The organism is Bacteroides intestinalis DSM 17393, assembly GCF_000172175.1.
GTDB lineage: Bacteria > Bacteroidota > Bacteroidia > Bacteroidales > Bacteroidaceae > Bacteroides > Bacteroides intestinalis.
Genome location: NZ_ABJL02000007.1, coordinates 664,100 through 686,774 on the forward strand (window position 1 = coordinate 664,100; position 22,675 = coordinate 686,774).

At 44.8% G+C, this 22,675-nt stretch carries 16 protein-coding genes; 14 read left to right on the forward strand and 2 right to left on the reverse strand.

Going from position 1 to position 22,675, the window contains the following annotated elements; genetic code table 11:
• Nucleotides 1-72: 72 nt before the first annotated feature.
• Nucleotides 73-1,914, forward strand: coding sequence for an ABC transporter ATP-binding protein (locus BACINT_RS06450; protein ID WP_007661557.1), 1,842 nt, complete (start codon nucleotides 73-75; stop codon nucleotides 1,912-1,914).
• A 160-nt stretch (nucleotides 1,915-2,074) separates the two neighbouring features.
• Here BACINT_RS06450 and BACINT_RS06455 read toward each other — a convergent pair whose 3' ends face one another.
• Nucleotides 2,075-2,710, reverse strand: coding sequence for a ribonuclease H1 domain-containing protein (locus BACINT_RS06455; protein ID WP_007661559.1), 636 nt, complete (start codon nucleotides 2,708-2,710; stop codon nucleotides 2,075-2,077).
• Nucleotides 2,711-2,819: 109 nt separating this feature from the next.
• Between BACINT_RS06455 and BACINT_RS06460 the strand changes: the two genes are divergently transcribed.
• The 13 genes from BACINT_RS06460 to BACINT_RS06520 all read left to right on the forward strand — a co-directional run bounded on the left by BACINT_RS06460 (nucleotide 2,820) and on the right by BACINT_RS06520 (nucleotide 21,527).
• The gene (locus BACINT_RS06460; RefSeq protein WP_007661561.1) at nucleotides 2,820-3,428 is read left to right on the forward strand and encodes a nitroreductase family protein; all 609 of its coding nucleotides are present in this window, start codon (nucleotides 2,820-2,822) and stop codon (nucleotides 3,426-3,428) included.
• A gap of 54 nt (nucleotides 3,429-3,482) precedes the next feature.
• Entirely contained in the window at nucleotides 3,483-4,010 is a 528-nt protein-coding gene (locus tag BACINT_RS06465) for a shikimate kinase (protein WP_007661562.1), read from the forward strand.
• Between the two features lie 107 nt (nucleotides 4,011-4,117).
• Nucleotides 4,118-6,010, forward strand: a complete 1,893-nt coding sequence (gene speA / locus BACINT_RS06470) for a biosynthetic arginine decarboxylase (RefSeq protein WP_007661563.1) — start codon at nucleotides 4,118-4,120, stop codon at nucleotides 6,008-6,010.
• Between the two features lie 4 nt (nucleotides 6,011-6,014).
• Nucleotides 6,015-6,788: an acetylglutamate kinase gene (argB, locus tag BACINT_RS06475; protein ID WP_007661564.1), complete on the forward strand. Its 774-nt coding sequence runs from the start codon at nucleotides 6,015-6,017 to the stop codon at nucleotides 6,786-6,788.
• Nucleotides 6,789-6,849: 61 nt separating this feature from the next.
• Entirely contained in the window at nucleotides 6,850-7,359 is a 510-nt protein-coding gene (locus tag BACINT_RS06480) for an RNA polymerase sigma factor (RefSeq protein WP_007661565.1), read from the forward strand.
• Nucleotides 7,349-7,831 carry a hypothetical protein gene (locus BACINT_RS06485; RefSeq protein ID WP_021967192.1) on the forward strand — a complete coding sequence of 161 codons (483 nt, stop codon included), beginning with the start codon at nucleotides 7,349-7,351 and terminating at the stop codon, nucleotides 7,829-7,831. The genes BACINT_RS06480 and BACINT_RS06485 overlap by 11 nt, the downstream gene beginning before the upstream one ends.
• A 275-nt stretch (nucleotides 7,832-8,106) precedes the next feature.
• The gene (locus BACINT_RS06490) at nucleotides 8,107-9,762 is read left to right on the forward strand and encodes a DUF6377 domain-containing protein (RefSeq protein WP_007661569.1); all 1,656 of its coding nucleotides are present in this window, start codon (nucleotides 8,107-8,109) and stop codon (nucleotides 9,760-9,762) included.
• A 204-nt stretch (nucleotides 9,763-9,966) separates the two neighbouring features.
• Nucleotides 9,967-12,945 (forward strand): SusC/RagA family TonB-linked outer membrane protein, encoded by a 2,979-nt coding sequence (locus BACINT_RS06495; protein WP_044154806.1) that lies wholly within the window; start codon nucleotides 9,967-9,969, stop codon nucleotides 12,943-12,945.
• Between the two features lie 35 nt (nucleotides 12,946-12,980).
• Nucleotides 12,981-14,777 carry a RagB/SusD family nutrient uptake outer membrane protein gene (locus tag BACINT_RS06500; RefSeq protein ID WP_007661572.1) on the forward strand — a complete coding sequence of 599 codons (1,797 nt, stop codon included), beginning with the start codon at nucleotides 12,981-12,983 and terminating at the stop codon, nucleotides 14,775-14,777.
• A gap of 18 nt (nucleotides 14,778-14,795) precedes the next feature.
• Nucleotides 14,796-16,475, forward strand: coding sequence for a starch-binding protein (locus BACINT_RS06505; protein WP_007661573.1), 1,680 nt, complete (start codon nucleotides 14,796-14,798; stop codon nucleotides 16,473-16,475).
• 187 nt (nucleotides 16,476-16,662) lie between these two features.
• Nucleotides 16,663-18,006, forward strand: coding sequence for an alpha-amylase family glycosyl hydrolase (locus tag BACINT_RS06510; protein ID WP_007661574.1), 1,344 nt, complete (start codon nucleotides 16,663-16,665; stop codon nucleotides 18,004-18,006).
• A gap of 1 nt (nucleotide 18,007) precedes the next feature.
• On the forward strand, nucleotides 18,008-19,333 hold the full coding sequence (locus BACINT_RS06515; RefSeq protein WP_007661575.1) for an alpha-amylase family glycosyl hydrolase: 1,326 nt from the start codon (nucleotides 18,008-18,010) through the stop codon (nucleotides 19,331-19,333).
• 49 nt (nucleotides 19,334-19,382) lie between these two features.
• Nucleotides 19,383-21,527, forward strand: coding sequence for a glycoside hydrolase family 97 protein (locus BACINT_RS06520; RefSeq protein WP_007661576.1), 2,145 nt, complete (start codon nucleotides 19,383-19,385; stop codon nucleotides 21,525-21,527).
• A 270-nt stretch (nucleotides 21,528-21,797) separates the two neighbouring features.
• Here BACINT_RS06520 and BACINT_RS06525 read toward each other — a convergent pair whose 3' ends face one another.
• Nucleotides 21,798-22,661: a head GIN domain-containing protein gene (locus tag BACINT_RS06525; RefSeq protein WP_044154914.1), complete on the reverse strand. Its 864-nt coding sequence runs from the start codon at nucleotides 22,659-22,661 to the stop codon at nucleotides 21,798-21,800.
• Nucleotides 22,662-22,675: the final 14 nt, after the last annotated feature.

Consider the following 22,675-nt stretch of genomic DNA (forward strand, 5'->3'; position numbering starts at 1 on the left):
TATTAATTTTATCTTCTTCTTCTTAAAGATATTTCTTGTATCTTTGTGCCCCTAATTCATTAATACCAAGCAATGAGGGAATTTCTGCAACTGATGCGACGTTTTGTGTCGCCTTATAAAAAGTATATAGGATGGGCAGTCCTGCTCAATGTTTTATCGGCTGTTTTCAACGTTTTTTCATTTACGTTATTGATTCCAATTCTGAATATCCTGTTTAAGACGGGTGATGGTTCACAGGTTTACCACTATATGGAGTGGGGAAGTGACAGCTTGAAAGATGTGGCGATTAATAACTTCTATTACTTTGTCACCCGATTGATTGAAACGCACGGACCAACAATGACGCTTCTGTTCATGGGGCTTTTCTTGGCCTTTATGACTATGCTGAAAACCTCTTGTTACTTCGGTTCTTCCGCCATCATGATTCCTTTGCGTACAGGAGTTGTTCGCGATATCCGTATCATGGTTTATTCCAAAGTAATGCATTTGCCGCTTGGCTTTTTCTCGCAGGAGCGGAAAGGAGATATCATTGCCCGTATGAGTGGTGACGTGGGTGAGATTGAAAACTCTATTACCAGTTCGCTGGACCTGTTGCTGAAGAATCCTATTCTGATTCTACTTTATTTCTCGACACTTATTATCACCAGTTGGCAGCTGACCTTGTTTACTGTAGTGGTGCTTCCCGGAATGGGTTGGTTGATGGGGAAAGTCGGCAAAAAACTGAAACGTCAGTCTTTGGAAGCTCAGGGCAAATGGAGTGATACAATGTCGCAACTGGAAGAGACTCTGGGAGGTTTACGAATCATCAAAGCCTTTATTGCTGAGGATAAGATGGTGGACCGTTTTACCAAGTGCAGTAATGAGTTGCGTGATGCGACTAATAGGGTAGCTATCCGTCAGGCTTTGGCTCACCCGATGAGTGAGTTCTTGGGAACACTTCTTATCGTATTGGTACTGTGGTTTGGTGGTATATTAATTTTGGGTAATGATCACTCTTCGCTGGAAGCTCCTACATTCATCTTCTACATGGTTATCCTTTATAGTATCATCAACCCGTTGAAAGAATTTGCGAAAGCAGGATATAACATCCCGAAAGGTTTGGCTTCTATGGAGCGTGTGGATAAGATTCTGAAAGCAGAGAATCCTATTAAAGAACCTGCAAACCCGAAGCCTTTGCATGGAATGAATCATGAGATTGAGTTTAAAGATGTTTCTTTCAGCTATGATGGAAAGAGGGAAGTTCTGAAACATATAAATCTGGTTGTGCCTAAGGGACAGACCATTGCATTGGTAGGTCAGTCTGGTTCAGGTAAGTCTACCTTAGTTGATTTGTTGCCACGTTATCACGATATACACTTCGGTGAAATCAGGATTGATGGCGTTAATATTAAAGATTTCCGAATTCATGATTTGCGTGGTTTGATAGGGAATGTAAATCAGGAGGCTATCCTGTTTAATGATACATTCTTCAATAATATCGCTTTCGGTGTAGAAAATGCTACCATGGAGCAGGTTGTTGAGGCAGCGAAGATTGCAAATGCTCACGACTTCATCATGGAAACAGAACACGGGTACGATACAAGTATCGGTGACCGTGGTGGCAAACTTTCCGGAGGACAACGCCAACGTGTCAGCATAGCCCGTGCCATCTTGAAGAATCCGCCTATCCTTATTCTTGATGAAGCTACTTCTGCTCTTGATACAGAATCTGAACGTCTGGTGCAGGAGGCTTTGGAACGTCTGATGAAAACGCGTACCACAATTGCTATTGCCCACCGTCTTTCTACAATTAAGAATGCAGATGAAATTTGTGTGCTTTATGAAGGAGAAATTGTGGAAAGAGGTAAGCATGAGGAACTGCTGGAGAAAGACGGATATTATAAACGGTTGAATGATATGCAGTCTCTGTCTTAAATAGGAAACTCTGAACTTAAGAGGCTAATAATTTCGATTTTGTCAGCACAAAGGATAAATAAATCCAGAATGCTTGGGATATGCTCGTTCTCACTGCCGGAAGCGGGTATCAGTCCTTGTTTTGTAGACTTTAATAAACAAAGGAAAAGAGAATGAAGGCTTATTTTCTTCCGAAATCAGCAGGTATTTCTCCCCACTGCTTGGTTTCCCATTTTAGAATTTTGGTAGTATACGTATTTTCGCGTAACCACTTCTCAGCACGTTCTATTAGTTTGAAAAGTTCTTCTGTCTTAGGTTCACGTGGTAGTTTCGTTTTGCATTTCTTCTGCTTGATCCAACTGATAGCATTCACGCTGTCACTGTAAATGGGCATATCGAAGCCTTTCTGTTTTAGTAGGGCAAGTCCGTGGACGATAGCAAGAAACTCACCGATATTATTTGTACCATATACCGGACCGAAATGAAATATTTCTTGTCGGCTAGCCACGTGTACGCCACGATATTCCATAGCTCCGGGATTGCCGCTACAGGCAGCATCTACGGCAAGGCTATTCTCTACGACAGATGAGGGAAGAGGGGCATTCACATCTTTCTTTTGGGCGGGAACAGTCGGAGAGGATCGTTTGATATATTCATACGGAGAAGATGCAAAGGCCTTTTCCGCTTCTTCGCGTGTCTCGAACGACTTGTATTTCGCTCCTTCGTAGCCTTTGGTTTGTAACTGACAGTCCGTCCAGGAAGTATAAATACCCGGATTGACGCCTGACCATACAACGTAAAACTTCTCTTTACTCATAATTGGGTGCAAAGGTACAAATATATTCTATAACTTCGAACAACTTCACTCTTTCACTTGTTTCATTATATAAGACAAAAGTGATAATTACGAAAAGAAAGGATTAAATATGATCAGAGAACGGACATTTGCCGAAGCATTGGAGCATCGGCGCAGTTATTATTCTATCAGTAACGACTCTCCGGTTCAGGACGAGGAAATTGTACACATCATCCGTACAGCAGTGAAGTATGTGCCTTCGGCATTTAATTCGCAGACCACACGAGTAGTGCTGTTACTGGGTGATGAACACCAGAAACTATGGAGAATTGTGAAGGATCAGTTGGAAGAACGCTTGTCCGAAGAACAATATCGCCAGTCGGAAAAGAAGATCGATACTTCGTTCTCTTGCGGATATGGCACGATACTCTTCTTTGAAGACCGCTCCATTGTGGAAGGATTACAAAAACAATTCCCTACCTATCAGGATAATTTCCCGACGTGGTCTCAACAAACTTCTGCCATGCATCAGCTGGCCATCTGGACTATGCTCGAAGATAAAGGTCTGGGTGCTTCCCTGCAACATTATAACCCGTTGATTGACGAAGACGTACGCAGTACGTGGCATCTTCCTGAGGCTTGGCAACTGATTGCACAGATGCCTTTCGGTACTCCTGTTGCCGAACCGGGCGAGAAAGAATTTAATGATTTGAGCGAACGCATTAAAATTTTTATCTGATAGTAAATCTCTCAGAATAGAATTGCTTACCTTTGTACGCAAAGGTAAGCGCTTATGATACGTATTTTTTTAACCGGTTACATGGGAGCCGGTAAAACAACTTTAGGAAAGGCTTTTGCCCGCGAACTGAATATACCGTTCATCGATTTGGACTGGTATATCGAAGAACGTTTTCACAAATCCATACGTGAATTGTTCATAGAGCGGGGGGAGGCCTCTTTTCGTGAACTGGAGCGAACCATGCTACATGAAGTGGCTGAGTTTGAAAACGTCATTATCTCGACCGGAGGCGGTACTCCTTGCTTCTTCGATAATATGGAGTACATGAACGATAACGGACAGACTGTTTTTCTGGATGTTCATCCTGACGTTCTGTTCCGTCGATTGCGAGTGGCTACGCAGCAACGTCCCATTCTGCAAGGAAAAACGGACGAAGAATTGCGGGCTTTCATAATAGAAGCCTTGGAAAAACGTGCGCCGCACTATGGTAAGGCAAGGTATCGTTTTGATGCCGGACAATTGGAAAGCCGTCGGCAAATTGCGGATTCTGTGCAGCAGTTACGTAGCTTGCTGGGCATTTAACCGCTTGTAAATGTGCAATTTTAGGAGGAAAACGCAATAAATATCGAGAATTATCGTATTTTTGTCGCCCTATTAAAATCAAAAAACAAACATCTGAGTTACAAAAAATGAGAAAATGGCGTATTGAAGATTCAGAAGAGCTTTATAACATTACAGGTTGGGGCACTTCGTACTTTGGTATCAATGACAAAGGTCATGTAGTGGTGACACCTCGTAAAAACGGTGTCGGCGTCGATTTGAAAGAATTGGTGGATGAGTTGCAATTGCGAGACGTGGCGGCTCCTATGCTGATACGTTTTCCCGATATTCTGGATAATCGGATTGAGAAGACTTCTTCGTGTTTTAGACAGGCCGCTGAGGAATACGGCTATAAAGCGCAGAACTTTATTATCTATCCTATTAAGGTTAATCAGATGCGCCCTGTGGTTGAGGAGATTATCAGCCATGGAAAGAAATTCAATCTCGGGTTGGAAGCCGGGTCGAAGCCTGAACTTCATGCTGTGATTGCGATAAACTCAGATTCTGACTCGTTGATTATCTGCAACGGCTACAAGGATGAGAGCTATATAGAGCTGGCTTTGCTTGCCCAGAAGATGGGAAAGCGCATTTTTCTTGTAGTAGAAAAAATGAACGAGCTAAAGCTGATAGCCAAGATGGCGAAGCAGCTGAATGTTATGCCTAATATCGGTATTCGTATTAAATTGGCTTCTTCAGGAAGTGGCAAGTGGGAAGATTCTGGCGGTGATGCAAGCAAATTTGGACTCAGTTCCAGTGAATTGCTCGAAGCACTCGATTTTTTGGAGTCAAAAGGACTGAAAGATTGTCTAAAATTGATACATTTCCATATCGGAAGCCAGGTTACAAAAATTCGTCGCATTAAGACAGCCTTGCGCGAAGCATCCCAATTCTATGTGCAGCTTCACGCTATGGGATTCAAAGTAGAATTTGTTGATATCGGTGGAGGTTTGGGCGTAGATTACGATGGAACACGCTCGTCCAGCAGCGAAAGCAGCGTCAATTATTCCATTCAGGAATATGTGAATGATTCTATTTCTACTTTGGTGGATGCCAGTGATAAAAATGGCATTCCCCATCCCAATATTATTACGGAAAGCGGACGTGCACTGACTGCCCATCATTCCGTACTTATTTTTGAAGTGCTAGAAACCACCACTTTGCCCGAATGGGATGATGATGAAGAAGTGACTGAGGAAGACCATGAATTGGTACAGGAACTTTATGGCATTTGGGACACGTTGAATCAAAATAGGATGCTGGAAGCTTGGCACGATGCGCAACAAATCCGTGAAGAAGCGCTCGACCTGTTCAGTCATGGAATCGTGGATTTGAAAACACGTGCACAGATTGAGCGTCTGTACTGGTCTGTCATGCGTGAGGTGAACCAGATTGCAGGCGGGTTGAAGCATGCTCCCGATGAACTTCGCGGATTGCCGAAACTGTTGGCGGATAAATATTTCTGTAACTTCTCGCTGTTCCAGTCCCTGCCGGATTCCTGGGCTATCGACCAAATATTCCCGATTATGCCCATTCAGCGTTTGGACGAACGTCCCGACCGTGCGGCAACCTTACAGGACATTACTTGTGATTCGGATGGAAAGATAGCTAACTTTATCTCGACTAAGAATGTGGCACACTATCTGCCCACTCATTCTTTAAAGAGCAAGGAGCCTTATTATATGGGTGTGTTTCTGGTAGGTGCCTATCAGGAGATTCTGGGCGATATGCATAATCTTTTCGGCGATACGAATGCTGTGCATGTATCTGTTAATGAGAAAGGATATACCATCGAACAGGTGATTGATGGTGAAACTGTGGCGGAAGTGCTTGACTATGTTCAATATAGTCCCAAGAAGCTGGTGCGTACATTGGAGACTTGGGTGACTCAATCAGTAAAAGAGGGACGTATCTCATTGGAGGAAGGTAAAGAGTTCCTTTCCAATTATCGTTCCGGTCTGTACGGATATACCTATTTGGAATAAGAATATGAGAGAAAAACTAACAGTAATAAAGGTGGGTGGCAAAATCGTGGAGGAAGAAGCTACCCTCCATAAGTTGTTGGATGACTTTGCAGCTATCGAGGGCTACAAAGTCCTGGTACACGGAGGTGGCCGTTCGGCCACAAAATTGGCTGCCCAACTGGGTATCGAGAGCCAGATGGTGAACGGGCGTCGTATCACGGATGCCGAAACACTGAAAGTAGTGATGATGGTGTACGGCGGACTGGTAAACAAGAATATTGTGGCCGGACTCCAGGCGCGTGGTGCCAATGCATTGGGATTGACAGGTGCGGATATGGATGTAATCCGTTCCGTGAAACGCCCGGTGAAAGACGTTGACTATGGTTTTGTGGGTGATGTAAAGCAAGTGAATGCAGAGTTTTTGGGTGATTTGATTCATAAAGGAGTAGTTCCCGTAATGGCTCCGCTGACGCACGACGGTGCAGGCAATCTACTGAATACAAATGCCGATACTATTGCAGGAGAGACTGCAAAGGCCCTTGCTGCTTTGTTCGATGTGACATTGGTATTCTGTTTTGAGAAGAAGGGTGTGCTTCGTGACGAGAACGATGACGATAGCGTGATACCTCAGATCACTCCTGCCGAATTCAAACAATACGTAGCGGATGGTGTTATTCAAGGAGGTATGATACCCAAGCTGGAGAATTCTTTTGAAGCTTTGAATGCGGGAGTGACAGAAGTGGTAATTACCTTAGCGTCAGCAATTAACGAGAATAACGGAACCTACATCAAAAAATAATTCAAAAAGAGTAGTGATCAACTGTAACTTTCCATATACTTAACCGTCATTATTAATAGAGATGCAAGAAATCAGTTTTCGGAATGACATTCTCCCTCTGAAAGACAAACTCTTTCGGTTGGCTCTCCGGATTACTTTCGACAGAGCAGAGGCAGAAGACGTTGTGCAAGAAACACTGATAAGAGTCTGGAACAAGCGTGATGAGTGGACGCAATTCGGTTCTATTGAGGCTTATTGCCTGACAGTGGCAAAGAATCTGGCAATAGACCGTAGCGAAAGAAAAGACGCTCAGACCGTGGAACTGACACCTGAAATGGATCGGGCTTCCGGAGCATCCAACCCTTATGATCATCTGGTGGATAAAGAGCAAATGACCCTTATCCATCGCTTGGTCAATGAGCTTCCCGATAAACAAAGGCTGATCATGCAGCTTCGGGATATAGAGGGTAAGAGTTATAAAGAAATCGCGGTCGTCCTGCATTTAACAGAGGAACAGGTAAAAGTAAACCTCTTCAGGGCAAGGCAAAAAGTGAAACAACGGTATTTAGATATAGATGGTTATGGACTGTAAATATATAGGACAGCTTTTAGAACGTTACTGGCAGTGTGAGACTTCCCTTGAGGAAGAAGCGCAGTTGCGTGCTTTCTTTAATGGAAGCGCAGTTCCGGAGCATTTGCTTCGTTACAAAGACTTGTTCGTATATCAGCAACTGCAACAGGAAGTGGGATTGGGAGCAGATTTCGATGCCCGCGTGCTTGCAGAAGTGGAGATTCCGGTGGTAAAGGCAAAACGCTTGACCCTTACCGCACGTTTCGTTCCACTGTTCAAGGCCGCCGCAGTAGTGGCAGTGGTACTTTCATTAGGGAATGTGATGCAACATTCATTCTATAGTGATATAAAAGAAGTGGCCGCAGTCGATACGATAGGCAAACAAATTACCGCACCTTCGGTAGCTCTCTCGGGAGATGTGACGATTACCCATGAACAACAGATTCTGGATAGTTTGCAACGGGTAGACAAGAAGGTGGAACTGAAAAAGTAACGTTTTCATTTGCTTTTAAGAATAACATTTTCATTTGCTTTAAACATAAATATAGTTAGTGTGCTTTATTAAAACAACAAATTGAGGCTGTGAAGTTTCAATTCTCTCAAATTCTTATAAAAACTAACTAAGATAGATGGGACGCCGCGAGATGCAGCGTCCCTTTTATGTATATATGCTCTTCTAAGCTGAGACGATTTATTAAAAACGGATTGGTAAGATGGTTATTATAGTAGGATTTTATATCTTTGTCCTGTTCGTAAACGTTTGTAAGCATGAAAGATCGGTACCTGCTTTTTGTAATCTCTTTGCTGTTCTGTTGCCTTCTGCAAGCGCAGGAGAAAATAGATTCTTTACTGGTAGTGCTGGACAGGACAATTGAGAATACCGCTCAATATGAGCAGGCCAGGCTGAAACGCATTGATCAGATTAAAGAATATTTCCGGACTCGTAAGAGTACTTCTCCTTCCGAGGAATACCATATCAATCAACAACTTTTTGATGAATATGAAGCGTATATTTGCGATTCTGCAAGATACTACATCAATCGCAATATCGAGATTGCCCTTCAGAATAATAATCAAGACTGGCTGAATGAAGCCAAACTGAAGAAAGCAAGCATCTTGGGAAAAACGGGTCTGTATGCGGAAGGCGTGGCATTATTGAAGTCTATAGACAGCAAACAACTCTCCAGAGAACAACTCATTGAATATTACATCACTTTTGAGGATATTTATCTCTATCATGCAGAGTATGCGATGGACGATGAATATCAGATTGAATATCTGAATAACCTGTATACTTACCGCGACTCTGTATTGCAGATGGTAGAAGAGGGATCTTATCAGTATGTCATAGCTTATACTCCCGAACTTCTGCAACAAGGAAGAGGTGAGGAAGCCATCGAAATGTTAGAAGCTTATCATCAGAAACTTTCGCCGGATACGCGAGATTATGCGGTAGTAACTTCTATTCTTGCCTTTATCTATCAGAGTACAGGACATCGAGAAAAGCAAAAAGAGTACTTGATAAAGAGTGCAATTGCTGATATTCGTGGTGTGGTGAAAGAGAATAATTCCTTGCGTGCATTGGCGGAACTGTTATATGAAGAGGGACAATTGCAACGGGCGGATGTTTATATGAAACGCAGTATGGAAGATGCCAATTTCTACAATGCCCGTCTCCGGAATGTGCAGGCTTCAAGGATGCTTCCCGTCATAGACCATGCCTATCAAGTGGAAAAACAGAAACATCAGCAAGTGTTGCAGATATTTCTGGTCGTTACCAGTTTACTGACACTGTTTTTGGCATGTGCGGTCTGGTATGTAATTCGTCAGGTGAAGAAACTGGCCCGTGCGCGGCAGGATTTGCTGGCTGTGAATGAAGAATTGAAACTTCTCAATGAAAGATTGATTGAAGTAAATCAGAGACAGCACGAAACGAATGATTCGCTGACGGAGGCTAATCATATTAAAGAGGAGTACGTCGGTCGGTTTATGGGATTGTGTTCCACATACATTGACAAGTTGGAGGGATACCGCCGGATGCTTAACAAACAAGCTGCTTCGGGAAAGGTGGAAGAACTCTACAAAACGTTGAAATCGTCCCGTTTCATCGATGAGGAGCTGAAAGAATTCTATCAGAACTTCGATAATTCGTTTCTTAGTATTTTCCCTGATTTTGTGAAACGCTTTAATGAGTTGTTGCCGGAAGAAGAAAGAATTATTCCTAAACAAGATGAACGGCTGACAACAGAGCTTCGTATATTCGCCCTGATTCGTTTGGGCATTACGGATAGTGCCAAGATTGCAGGATTCCTGCGTTATTCCATTACTACCATTTATACCTATCGTTCCAAATTGAAGAATCGCTCTCTTTGCCGTGATAATTTTGAAGAAGAGGTGATGAAAATAGGTTCTTTTGCAGGATAATGAGATGTCTTTTTCTTTGTTTTCATTTAGTTTTTTAACGTCCTTTATTTGTTTTATCTTTCTGATATATAATGTTTTGCTTCTTTTGCTAATCTAGATTTTCTTTAGTTCCCTTTTTCTTCCCCCTTCTTTTTACAGACATTTGCACTGTCGCCTCAACCTGTGGAGGTGAACAGAATGATTGTTAATCTAAAAACTAATAGTATGAATGTAAAAAGAACAAAGTTATGTTTGTGCCGGTCTCTCCTTCTCATGGCCGGATTACTTTTTGCAGTGGCATCCTTTGCCCAGGATTTAACCGTGAAAGGAAAAGTAACGGATACCACGGGCGAAACTGTAATCGGTGCCAACGTAACCGTGAAAGGTACAACTAATGGTATCATTACCGATATTGACGGTAACTATACTTTGTCGGGCGTGAAGCCTTCTTCCGTCCTTGTTTTCTCCTTTATTGGTTACAAAACACAAGAGATCCCCTGTAGTGGACGTAAAGAAATCAATGTAGTGTTGTCAGAAGACGCTCAGGCACTGGATGAAGTTGTTGTAGTGGGCTACGGTTCATTGAGCAAGAAAGAACTTTCCAGTTCCATTGTGCAGGTAGACAGATCGAAGTTCCTGCAAGGTTCCATGAACAATCCGATGGAGATGCTGACCGGTAAAGTTGCCGGTTTGACCGTAAACAATACGGCGGCAGCCAATCCGAATGCAAGTTCCTCTCTTCAGATTCGCGGTGCAACATCTATTTCGGCATCTAATGACCCGTTAGTGGTAATTGATGGTGTGGCAGGTGGTGATATCCGCAACTTGGCAGCACAGGATATTGAGTCGATGACCGTACTGAAAGATGCCGCTTCCGCTGCTATCTACGGAACACGCGGTGCCAATGGTGTAATCCTGATCACCACCCGTAAGGGAGTCGGAGAAGCCGGACGTGTCCAAGTGACTTACGACAGTTGGTTTGGTGTGAATCTGGCAAAGAGCGGTCCGGATATTTTAAGCGCAGATGAATTCCGTCGTTCCCGCCGTGCAACGGATTATGGGTATTCTACTGATTGGTATGACCTCTTGCTGCGTGATTTCTCTTATGATAACAACCAATATCTTTCTATCGACGGCAGTACCAAGAACGGATACTATGGCGCTTCTTTCAATTATAAGAAAGCAACCGGCCTCGATCTGAACAGTAGCCGTGAGGAATTCGGCGGACGCTTTGTCCTGAACCAGCGTATGATGGATGGAATCATAGAACTGAACGGTTCACTCAACGCCCGTCGCGTGAATGAAGTATGGGGTAACGATGGTATGTTCGATACTGCCCTGAGCATGAACCCTACCATGCCTTTGTATAACGAGGATGGAACTTACTTCCAGCCTACTTCTCCTACCGGAGCACGCAATCCGGTGCAGGAACTGAAAGAGATCGACAATAACGGTCAGCGCGTTTACCTGCTGGGTACTGCTGAGGTAAAAGTCAACCTGATCCGTTCGGAAAAGCAAATGCTGAATACTTCATTGAGCTATTCTTTGCACTACAACGATCTGAAGCAGCACTATTATACCCCTTCCACCGCTGGTGAATCTTACTGGAACGGCTATAACGGACGTGCAGAAGTTACTTACCAGAAGTGGTACACTTCCCGTCTGGAGTGGTTGGGTAACTACTCGTTGGATCTAGGTGACCACAACTTCAAGGCAATGGTAGGTTACAACTATGAGCAAACCACTTGGGAACGCCTGCAGGCCGGAAACAGTGACTTCAACTTCGACGACATTCTCTGGAATAACCTTGGAAGCGGTTCTTACCTTGCCAAAGGAAAAGCAAGCATGGGTACCGGTAAATCTCTTGCCAAATTGATCGGTGTCTTCGGGCGTATCAACTATAATTGGAAGAATCTGTTGATTGCTTCCGCCTCCATCCGCTACGAAGGTTCTACGAAATTCGGTGCGGATCAGAAATGGGGTGCTTTCCCGTCCCTTTCCCTTGCCTGGGAAATGGCGAATATGGGTTTCCTGAAAGACCACCAAAACATCGTTCAGAGTTTGAAACCCCGTGTTTCTTATGGAGTAACAGGTCGTTCGGACTTCGATTGCTACCAGTCATTGGCCACTTACGGTTCTCATAAAAATGCCCAGCTGAATGTTACGGATACCTATCTGATGGACGGTGCCTGGGTAACAGGTTATGCTCCTTCAGTGAATGCCAACTCTAAACTGGGCTGGGAGAAAAGTGTCAGTATGAACATCGGTGTTGACTTTGCCTTGTGGAACAGATTGCGCGGTTCTGTTGAATGGTTCGACCGCCAGTCACGCGACTTGCTTTACAACTATACGGCTCCACAGCCTCCCTACATCTACTCTACAATTCTGGTAAACGTAGGAACCACTGTGAACCGTGGTATCGAAGTTTCTCTGGAAGGAGATGCTTTCAAAGGAACTCCCGTAGAATGGACAACGGGTGTCAACTACTCTTACGGCACTACGAAACTGGATAAACTCTCCAACAGCCTGTACAAAGCTTCTTATGTGGAACTGTATCAGAAGCCGGGTGTAGGTACGAGCGAATACTTCTTCCGCGTGGAAGAGGGCAGCAAGATCGGCCAGTTCTATGGTTACGAGTATGCGGGTGTAGAGAATGGCGATATGATGATTTATACTGATGAAGGCGAAAAAGTTCCCGTATCCAAGGCAGATGTGAAGTACAAACGCCATATCGGTAATGGTACGCCGACCTCTTATCTTTCTTGGAGCAATACGCTCCGTTATAAGAACTTCGACCTGAGCCTGATGTTCAACGGTGCTTTCGGTTTTGAAATCTTCAATATGCGTCGTTACGGAATGGGTCTGAAAGGTTGCGGTACGGACAATGTGTTGCGCGATGCTTATGGAAAAGATGCAGATATTACAACCGGTGGCGGTGTTATCTCTTCCTTCTTCCTTGAAAAGGGTGATTACTTTAAGCTGGATAACCTGACTCTGGGATATACCATCACCCCGAAAGAAAATAAGTTCATCAGGGGTATGAGGGTTTATCTGACAGCTAAGAACCTGTTTACGCTGACCGGTTATTCCGGTAACGATCCCTCAGCCGTTGCCATCAACGGACTGACTCCGGGTGTAGATACAAACAGTGCCTATCCTTCGGCTACTCAGTTGAGCGTAGGCTTGAATATCCGTTTCAAATAAGGCTATCGTTTTAATCATTAATACAGAAAAGAATTATGAAATATCTGAAATATAAATGTCTGTTGGCAATCATTCTGGGTTGTTCATTGAGCGGTTGCTTCGACCTTACGGAAGAAGTATTCGACCGTGTAGACTCCGGCGTCTATTATCAGGACGAGAATAGTGTGAAGAGTGCGGTAGCTACTATTTATTCCACAGGTGCTACCAGTTATGCCGAATATTTCTGGTACATGCAAGAATTTCCTGCCGATCAGGTGACCTGGCGTGTATGGAATGGCGGTCAGTGGGGATATGATGAAGGCGAAAAGTTTATCTTCTCCATCCAGAACTGGACTCCCGATGCCAAGATTATCCGCAGTGCCTGGGAAAATGCATGGACCACTATCGGTCTTTGTAATACTTTATTGGCTGATATGGGGAAGTTAACTTCTGCTGACCTGAAGATGACCGATGAGAAACTGAAAGCTTATGAAGGCGAAGTACGTACACTTCGTGCCTGGGCTTATTACAATATCTTCGAAATCTGGGGTGGTGCATTGCCGCTGAATATTGAACCGGCCACCGTAGACGGTGAATTGCCACCCACTGCCGATCCGGACTTTGATACATGTTGCAAGAAGATTTATAACTTCATTGCTACCGAGCTGGATGATTGCTACGAAGGAATGGTTGAAAATCAGGTGAACCGCATGAACAAGGCTGTGAACCGTATAATCAAAGCCCGTCTGTTGCTGAATGCTGAAGTGTTCATCAAAGAAAGCCACTATACCGAATGTGCCGAACTGTGTCGTGAAATAATCAGCGGTAAATATGGTAACTATGAATTGGCAAAGGATTACCGCGATATTTACTCTATCAATAATACGGAATGTCCCGAAGTCATCATGGCTTTTGCTTGTGAAGACGGTAAACTGAATATGGGATGGATGCGCATGACTTTCTATCCTTATAATATCTGGGATTATTTCGGAGGTACTTATAGCCAGAGCGGTTGGAACTGTACTTGTCTGGTTCCTTCGTATGACAATGCGGGTACGGTGAATGAATTGGGAGGTACACAGGGAGCCACCTGTTTCCTCGATGCGGCTTACGGTGATAAACTGGGTGCAGTCTACGAACGCTTCGACGACCGCGACATCCGTAAAAAGAACTATAATTATGATAAGAAGAACGGCTACAGCGGTATCTTCCTGAAAGGTACCATAAAAGCTAACTATGGTAAGGGTGAGGCCTTGAAAGCCGATGCCGACCGTGACGGACAAGACTTGGCGTATGTAGACCAGGTAGGTACGTTTATGAACCTCGGACGCAACTTGGAAACCGTCATGTCACCGCGTTGGGGTGAGACGAACTCCGGCCTCCGTCTGGTGAAATACCCGGTATATCCTACTTCCGCAGCCATTGACTTTCAGAACATCGATGAAGTGGAATTCCGCCTGAGCGAAGTGTACTATATGCTGGCAGAGTGTGAAATGCGTGCCGGACAAGCCGACAAGGCCAAAGAACTGGTGAACGAAGTACGTAAACGTTACTTCAGTGCCGGTGACTGGGCAGATGTGAAAGACAAACCGGGCCGTGGCTTCACCGCTTTCGATATGGACTGGATGTTGAGTCAGTGGGGTGTTGAGTTCCTGAATGAAGGTCGCCGTCGTCGTACAGACTTGCGTCGTTTCGACAAATTCACGCAAGGCCAGTGGTGGTTCTTCGGCCGTGCCACAGACAATGGTCAACTTTATCCCGTCAAGCGCGATCGTAAATATGAGTGGTATCCGTTGCCTGCTTCTGCATTGCTTGTCAATCAAGGACTGATACAGAACCCGAATTATAAATAACTCAAAAACAGAAAATCCATGAAAAAGATAGTTTATTGGCTGTTTATGTTGCCGTTGTTTGCTCTGCTCAACGGGTGCGACGATACAGATACGATTATATTCGATGACGAACTGCCTCAGTTCGAAATCAAGGCGAACGCCATATTGCTGGAAGTTATCATGCCGAAAGGCAGTGCTGCCGATGACGAATACTACATTGTGGGCGACTTTAATGGAGGAGCCGAAGCTGCTGTGGGTAATCTGGAATGGCAATTGGAGAAAGCTACCGGAAGTGAATCCAAGTGGGGAATCTATCTGCTACCTTCCACTTTTAAAGATGGAAAAACACTGGCAGACGGCTTCTACTTCGTATCGGCCTCGAAAGGTGAAGAACGTTCGGTGAAGAATGAGGCTGTGGTGCATCAGTTGGATGTAAAGGTAGGAACCCGTACCAATGTATGGGTGGACCGCTGGAAAGCTTATTTTGAAACTGAAGAAGAAGGACATGATGGCTTTGTGGTTTATGTGGCTGATAAATCCGGTTGGGATAATCTTTACTTGTACGGTTGGGCTGGTGCCGGTGATGTAACACCTGCTTGGCCGGGTATTGCGGTGAAAGGTACGGAAGTGATCAATGGAGTTACTTATAAATACTTCGATATGGGGAAAGCTCTGGATGGCTATGAAGGTGTGAATCTTATTTTCAATAATAATGATGGAAAGCAGTTTGACGGTCCGGCGGTGACACTCAACAGAAACTTCTATTTCCGCATTACCGATAAGGGTTACGAAGAGATCGATCCGGAAGCAAGCTACTTTATCTATGTGGACGACCAGTCCGGTTGGGGAGATCTGGCACTTTATATCTCCGGGGCAGGTGATAACAATGAAGACTGGCCGGGACTTGAACCTGCCGGAACAAAGGAAATCAACGGAGTGGTTTATAAATACTTTGAAACCGATGTGGAACTGATGAATCAAAGTTTGAAGCTGACATTTAATAACAACAAACAGGAAGACGACCCGGGACTCGTGCTGTCTTTCGTGAAGAACATCACTTTCAGCCGCGATTTCTATTTCAGTATTACTCCTGATAAGTGTGAGGAGATAGATCCCGCAACACATGGTACGAGCTATTCTCTTTATGTGGAAGATAATACCGGTTGGGGGGTGTTGGCGCTTTACAGCTATGGAGATGTGGAACTTGGTGGCGGATGGCCCGGCATACAGGTATCGGAGACGAAGGAAATTAACGGTACAACGTATAAGTGTTTCCATCTGACACCAGCTTGCACAAATAAGAATGTCAACCTGATATTCAATAATAACAATGGTGGAAGTCAGTTGAAGGACTATAACCTGACGATAGATCGTGATTACTATCTCCGCATCTCGGAAGCGGGTTGTAATGAAATAAAAGATTGTACCGTGTATGTACAGGATAACTCCGGTTGGGAAGCTTTGACTCTCTATGGTTGGGGTGACGCTGAACTGGGTGGCGGCTGGCCGGGCATGCAGGTCACCGGAACGAAGGAAGTTAATGGCATGACTTATAAATACTTTGACTTATCGGAACACATTGGCAAGAATGTGAATCTGATTTTCAATAACAATGGAGGCGGACAGCAAATAGAAGATGGCGGGCTGTACACAGCATTGATAGGAGATATCTACTTCTCCATCACAGCTACTTCTTATGAAAAACTGCCCAAGCCCTAAGATGCTTTGAGTTTCAAGATGGGAAACCGTTTGTTTCATGCCTTGAAACAAGTAGTTTCATTACTTGAAACTCTCTGTTTCACAACGAGAAACTCTTAGTTTCAAGCAATGAAACTAAGAGTTCCACCAGCTGAAAAATAAGCTGAAACTCTTTTATCAGATAATTAATAGGTATAACATTATAGATATGAGACTAAAAGATATCCTTAAGATTTTGTGCTCCAGTCTTTTGCTGTTGAGCTTTACCGGATGCAGTTCGGATGATGATCCTGATATGCCGCCTCCCGCAGGTGACGTAACTACAGACGGAATGGTGATTTATGAAGCCAATCCGGCACTCTTCGGTGAAGCGCAAGCACTGAATGGACTGACTGCCCAACTGCCGCGTATCAAAAAGCTGGAAGCCAATGTTCTTTGGCTCATGCCCATTTTCCAGCAAGGTGAAAAGAATGCTGTCGGTTCTCCGTATTGTGTGAAAGACTATCGGGCTATTAATCCTGCTTATGGAACACTGTCCGATCTGAAAGCATTAGTCACGAAAGCCCATGCCGAAGGTATACTGGTCATCCTGGACTGGGTAGCTAACCATACCGCCTGGGATCATGCCTGGACTACGGAACATAAGGACTGGTATACGCAGGACGCCAACGGTAATATTGTTTCTCCTCCTGGAATGGGTTGGGACGATGTGGCTGATCTGAACTATGACAACACAGCCATGCGTGCCGCCATGCAGGAAGCTATGCTTTACTGGCTGACCGAAGCTGACATAGACGGATTCCGTTGCGACCATGCCGAAGGTGTACCCAATGATTTTTGGAAGGAAACTATCACGAAGCTTCGTGCCGCCAAAAGTACCTTGCTGATGCTGGCCGAAGGTTCACAAACCGCACTCTACGATGCAGGTTTTGATATGCTGTATGCCTGGAACTTCGCTTATAAACTACAGGATGTATATGCAGGAAGCGCTTCTGTGGCAAATCTGTATGACACACATCGTAGTGAGCTTGCTTCGGTAACAGATAAACGGTTACTTATGCGTTATTCCACCAACCATGATATGGCTTCCGAGAAATCGCCCGTGCAGGCTTATCAAACCAAGGAAGGTGCTTTCTCTGCTTTTGTGGCCTCTATTTCTATGGGTGGCTGTCCTATGATCTATAGTTCGCAGGAACTGGCTTATGACAAAGCCCTCTCTTTCTTTGGTTATCAGCCGATGGACTGGGACTCTAATGCCGATTATCAGGCGGATTATACCAAACTGATGCAGTTGTATCGCAACTCTCCCGCTTTACAGAATGGAGAGATCAAACTTTATCAGACGAGTAAAGCGATATGCTCTTATCGCATTTCTTCTACGGAAAAGATATTGGTACTGATAAATACCAGTGGCAATCAGGAAAGATTGAATCTGCCTATGGAGCGGGTAGGGGATAGTGCGAAGAATCTCTGGACCGGTGAAAGCACCGTGTTGCCAAGAACGATTACGTTGGAGCCCTATCAATATTACATCTGGAAAATAGAAGGATAATATGAAGAAATATATATTTGTTGTAAGCCTGCTGTGCCTGCTTGCTGCCTGTACAGGTAAGCGGCAGGGCGAAGCGGCGGCGGAAGTTGCGGCATTGCCTGCTGTGGAAGATGTGGTGATGTATCAGGTCAATCCGCGAGTGTTTGCTCCTGAGAAGTCATTCAAGGCGGTGGAACGTCGCTTAGATTCCATTCAGACATTGGGAATCAACGTGGTGTGGTTTATGCCGATCAATGAAGTAGGGCAGGAGAAATCAGTGAATTCCCCCTATTGTGTGAAGGACTATAAAGGAGTGAATCCGGAGTTCGGAACACTGGATGAGTTTAAGGCCTTGGTTGCCACTTGCCATCAGAAGGGGATGAATGTGATTATCGACTGGGTAGCCAATCATACTTCCTGGGACAATGCTTGGATTGCCAACAAGGAATGGTATACGCAGGATGAGGCCGGAAACATAATCTTTCCTGCCGGAACCGGTTGGAAGGATGTGGCTGACCTAAACTTTGATAATCAGGAGATGCGCCTGGCAATGATTGAAGCCATGAAGTTTTGGGTTACTGAAATCGGCATCGATGGTTTCCGTTGCGATGCGGCGGACTTTGTTCCCTTCGACTTCTGGAAACAGGCGCTCGACTCTTTGCGTGCCATCCCCGAGCGTTCGTTGCTGATGCTGGCTGAAGGGAAAAGACGCGACCACTTTGATGCTGGTTTTGATATGAATTATTCCTGGGACTTTCTGGATTCACTTCGCGATGTATTCGTAAAAGATGCTCCGGCACAGGAACTGTTTGCTACGGATAAAGCGGAGTATGACACTATCCCCGTAGGAAAAGTGAAACTGCGTTTTACCACCAATCATGATGAGTCGGCAAAGATGTCGCCTACTAAAGAATTCGGAGATGTGCGCGGTTCTATGGCAGCTTTCGTACTGACTACTTATCTGCATGGAGGAGCGTTGATTTATGGTTCACAAGAGGCGGGTTATCCCGAAGCTATCAACTTCTTTACGTATGTTCCGGTGGATTGGACCGGGAACAGTGAACTGTATCAGGAATACTGCCGTCTGATGGCTCTTTACAACGAGTATCCGGCTATTCGTAAAGGGGGATTGAAGACATATCCGCAACCCGATGTGCTGCTATTTGAAAAACAGGATGGTAAAGACCGTGTGTTGGTTGCTGTAAATGTACGTAATCGTGAAGTAAATGTGACGCTTCCGCAAGAGTGGAACGGACATCCAAGTAGAGATATGTATAGCGGAACAGAAAAGAAGCTGGAAGCAGAACTGAGCCTGTGTCCTTATCAGTATCGAATCTTTAAGTATTGATGAGATGATATTAGTGTTTAAAAGTATCATACTAAAACCATAATAGAATATGAAACATTCTCTTTTTATTGCCTTTTTCCTTTGCCTCGGTTCGTTCGCCTCGGCCCAGCAACTCACTTCTCCTGACGGTAACCTGTCATTGGAGTTTATGGAGCAGGCAGACGGTGTTCCGACATACCGGCTGGACTATAAAGGCAAACCCGTTTTAACTTCCGGTCGTTTAGGTCTCTTGACGGAAGAAGCCGACCTGACCCGCGGATTCAAGCAGACTAACCTCGAACGTGCTTCTGTTGATAACTACTGGAATCCCGTCTGGGGTGAGTACAACCGGGTACGGAATCATTATAACGAAATGACCGTCACCCTGGAACAACCGGAAACAGGACGTATCCTAAATATCCGTTTCCGCCTGTTCGATGATGGCCTGGGCTTTCGCTACGAACTGCCTTTGCAACGCAAGATGAACTACCTCACCGTAAAAGATGAAGTAACCGAATTCAATCTCACGGGAAATCACAAAGCCTTTTGCATTCCCGGCGATTATGATACCAATGAGTTTGCCTATACCACTGCCCCTCTATCGGAAATAGCAGTGGATATGGAGAAAAGAATTGCCAAGAAATCTTATGAATCTAAAGCCGAAGGCGGCCTGACAGTGCAAACCCCGTTAATGATGAAAAGCGAAGACGGCATCTACCTGAATATCCATGAAGCCGCTTTAGTGGATTATGCCGGTATGTTGCTGAATGTAGATGATAAGCAGTTTAAACTGAGCGCCCACCTGACTCCTGATAAATTGGGTAAGAAAGGCTATTTGCAACTACCCGTGTTGTCTCCCTGGCGTACCGTTATTGTTAGCGATGATGCCCGCGACATTCTTGCTTCTCAGTTGATTTATAATCTGAACGAACCTTGCCAATATGAAGATACCTCCTGGATTCGTCCGATGAAATTCGTCGGCGTGTGGTGGGAAATGTTCACAGGCGAAGGAAAGACCTGGGCGTATAGTGATTTCTATCAGGCCAAGCCCGGCATCACAGATTATACCAAACTGAAACCTAACGGCCATCACCCCGCCAATACCGCCCATGTGAAGGAATATATCGACTTCGCCTCCGCCCATGGCATCGACGGAATACTAGTAGAAGGCTGGAACGAAGGTTGGGAAGATTGGGCTTCCTACCGGAAAGACCGTCAGTTCCTCTTCAACAAAGCTTATCCCGACTTCGACGTCAAAGAGCTGCAACGTTATGCCAAAGAAAAAGGCGTGCAAATGGTGATGCACCACGAAACAGCCGCGAATGCTGCCGACTACGAACGCCAATTGGATGAGGCCTTCCAGTTCATGGTAGACAATGGCTATCATGCCGTGAAAACCGGCTACGTAGGTTACATCATCCCCCGTAATGAATATCACTCTTCCCAATGGATGAACAACCATTACATCCATGTAGCCCGTCGTGCTGCTGATTATAAAGTAATGGTTAATAGCCACGAGGCAGTACGCCCCACCGGTTTGTGCCGTACTTATCCTAACTGGCTGGCCCAGGAATCTGCTCGTGGCGGAGAGTTCGAAACAATGGGCGGCAATGATCCCGATCATACCTGTATCCTGCCTTTTACCCGCCTGAAAGGTGGTCCGATGGACTATACTCCGGGTATTTTCGAGACAAGACTGTCTTATTACAACGGTGAGAAACCCAACGAACGTGTGCATACCACTTTGGTGAAGCAAATGGCACTCTACATGACCATGCCTTCTCCTATTCAGATGGTAGCCGACCTGCCTTCCAATTACGCCCGTTTCCCGGATGCCTTCCGCTTCATTGAAGATGTTGCGGTAGACTGGGACAATAGCTGGTATCTGGAAGCCGAACCGGGAGATTACATCACCGTAGCCCGCAAGGCAAAAGGCGAAGACGAATGGTTTGTTGGCGGCATTACTGATGAGAACAGTCGTACGGCAACGATTCCTTTCTCCTGGCTTCCAGAAGGAAAACAATATATCGCTACCATTTACGAAGATGGTAAGGATGCAGATTGGGATACCAATCCCCAAAGCTATCGTATACGTAAGGTAGTAGTGACACCTAAGAGTGTACTGAAACAGAAATTAGCCGCCAGTGGCGGCGTTGCCATTAGCATCAAAGAGGCTGATAAAGCGGAGATGAAAGGCTTGAAAACCATCCGCTAAGGCATAAAGGCATTAAATGGAGATATACTCTGCATTTAATATTAAAGTTAACAATACGAATAGGGAGGCCGGGAGGTTCCCCTATTTTTTTGTGCCTTTGGGAACTATTCATCTCCCTTTATACGGGATTACTCTCTCCGATAGTGGAGGTACCGTAAGAGGTGGGATAAGAGGAGAGGCTTAAAAACAACGAAGGGCTTCCTCACGGAAACCCTTGCGTTTTGTGTGTTAGAAAAAACTTTTTTCCTATAGTAGTTGTAAGAGAGAATTTTAAAGTTTGTACAAGCTCTTCTTCGGGTAATCCAATTCAGGATTTCCTTTGTAACCTACCTTACCGCTACCGCTGGTGCGTACTTTCAGAAATTCGGTAGCAAAGCATTTGATACTGCCCGAACCGGCTACACTGGCGGAAACGCGCTGGGCTTCATAACCTTCTGTAAGGAGGTCGCCCGAACCGGCTACACTGTAAGAAGCGGTTTGAGTAGTTCCGGTAATGGTAGCTGAACCTGATCCGGCAACGCTTGCTTCCGTGCCTGTGGCGGTTACATTCTTCAATATCATGTCACCCGATCCGGCTACAGAAACTTTCAGATTGTTGCAAGTGATGTTATTTGCATTGATATCACCTGAACCGGCTACAGATACCTTCATATCATTACATTTAATGCCACTACCCTTGATGTCTCCCGAACCTGCAACATTGATTGTCAGGTTATCATCGGTTTGAAGTCCATTCTTCAGGAAAATATCACCTGAACCTGCAACAGAAATGCCATTCAACGTTTCAGCAGATACGCGTACATCCAACTTTTTATAAGATACATTGACGTTCTTCTTGAAACCGATATATAAGGTGTTATCCTTTACCTTAATATCCAGTAAGTCTATAATGTTGTCTGAAGTGTAGACCTCCACTTCAGGATGTCCCGATTTTTGGGTAAACGTAACATCCGGACTGCCGGCTACGCTGATTTTCTTGAAATTGTCTACCTTGATGTCCTTGGTTACGTAAGTATTGCTGGCTACTACTTTCTTATTGCTCCAGTTACCGGAACTGTAGTTCTTGCTTTGTGAACACGCTGTTGTACTGATGATTAAACAGATACATGTGATAAGACTTGCTAACTTTCTCATAACTTCTTTAGTTT

Coding starts and splice junctions, on each gene's coding strand:
- BACINT_RS06450 (WP_007661557.1), top strand. CDS start 73: ATGAGGGAATTTCTGCAACTGATGCGACGTTTTGTGTCGCCTTATAAA.
- BACINT_RS06455 (WP_007661559.1), bottom strand. CDS start 2,710: ATGAGTAAAGAGAAGTTTTACGTTGTATGGTCAGGCGTCAATCCGGGT.
- BACINT_RS06460 (WP_007661561.1), top strand. CDS start 2,820: ATGATCAGAGAACGGACATTTGCCGAAGCATTGGAGCATCGGCGCAGT.
- BACINT_RS06465 (WP_007661562.1), top strand. CDS start 3,483: ATGATACGTATTTTTTTAACCGGTTACATGGGAGCCGGTAAAACAACT.
- speA (WP_007661563.1), top strand. CDS start 4,118: ATGAGAAAATGGCGTATTGAAGATTCAGAAGAGCTTTATAACATTACA.
- argB (WP_007661564.1), top strand. CDS start 6,015: ATGAGAGAAAAACTAACAGTAATAAAGGTGGGTGGCAAAATCGTGGAG.
- BACINT_RS06480 (WP_007661565.1), top strand. CDS start 6,850: ATGCAAGAAATCAGTTTTCGGAATGACATTCTCCCTCTGAAAGACAAA.
- BACINT_RS06485 (WP_021967192.1), top strand. CDS start 7,349: ATGGACTGTAAATATATAGGACAGCTTTTAGAACGTTACTGGCAGTGT.
- BACINT_RS06490 (WP_007661569.1), top strand. CDS start 8,107: ATGAAAGATCGGTACCTGCTTTTTGTAATCTCTTTGCTGTTCTGTTGC.
- BACINT_RS06495 (WP_044154806.1), top strand. CDS start 9,967: ATGAATGTAAAAAGAACAAAGTTATGTTTGTGCCGGTCTCTCCTTCTC.
- BACINT_RS06500 (WP_007661572.1), top strand. CDS start 12,981: ATGAAATATCTGAAATATAAATGTCTGTTGGCAATCATTCTGGGTTGT.
- BACINT_RS06505 (WP_007661573.1), top strand. CDS start 14,796: ATGAAAAAGATAGTTTATTGGCTGTTTATGTTGCCGTTGTTTGCTCTG.
- BACINT_RS06510 (WP_007661574.1), top strand. CDS start 16,663: ATGAGACTAAAAGATATCCTTAAGATTTTGTGCTCCAGTCTTTTGCTG.
- BACINT_RS06515 (WP_007661575.1), top strand. CDS start 18,008: ATGAAGAAATATATATTTGTTGTAAGCCTGCTGTGCCTGCTTGCTGCC.
- BACINT_RS06520 (WP_007661576.1), top strand. CDS start 19,383: ATGAAACATTCTCTTTTTATTGCCTTTTTCCTTTGCCTCGGTTCGTTC.
- BACINT_RS06525 (WP_044154914.1), bottom strand. CDS start 22,661: ATGAGAAAGTTAGCAAGTCTTATCACATGTATCTGTTTAATCATCAGT.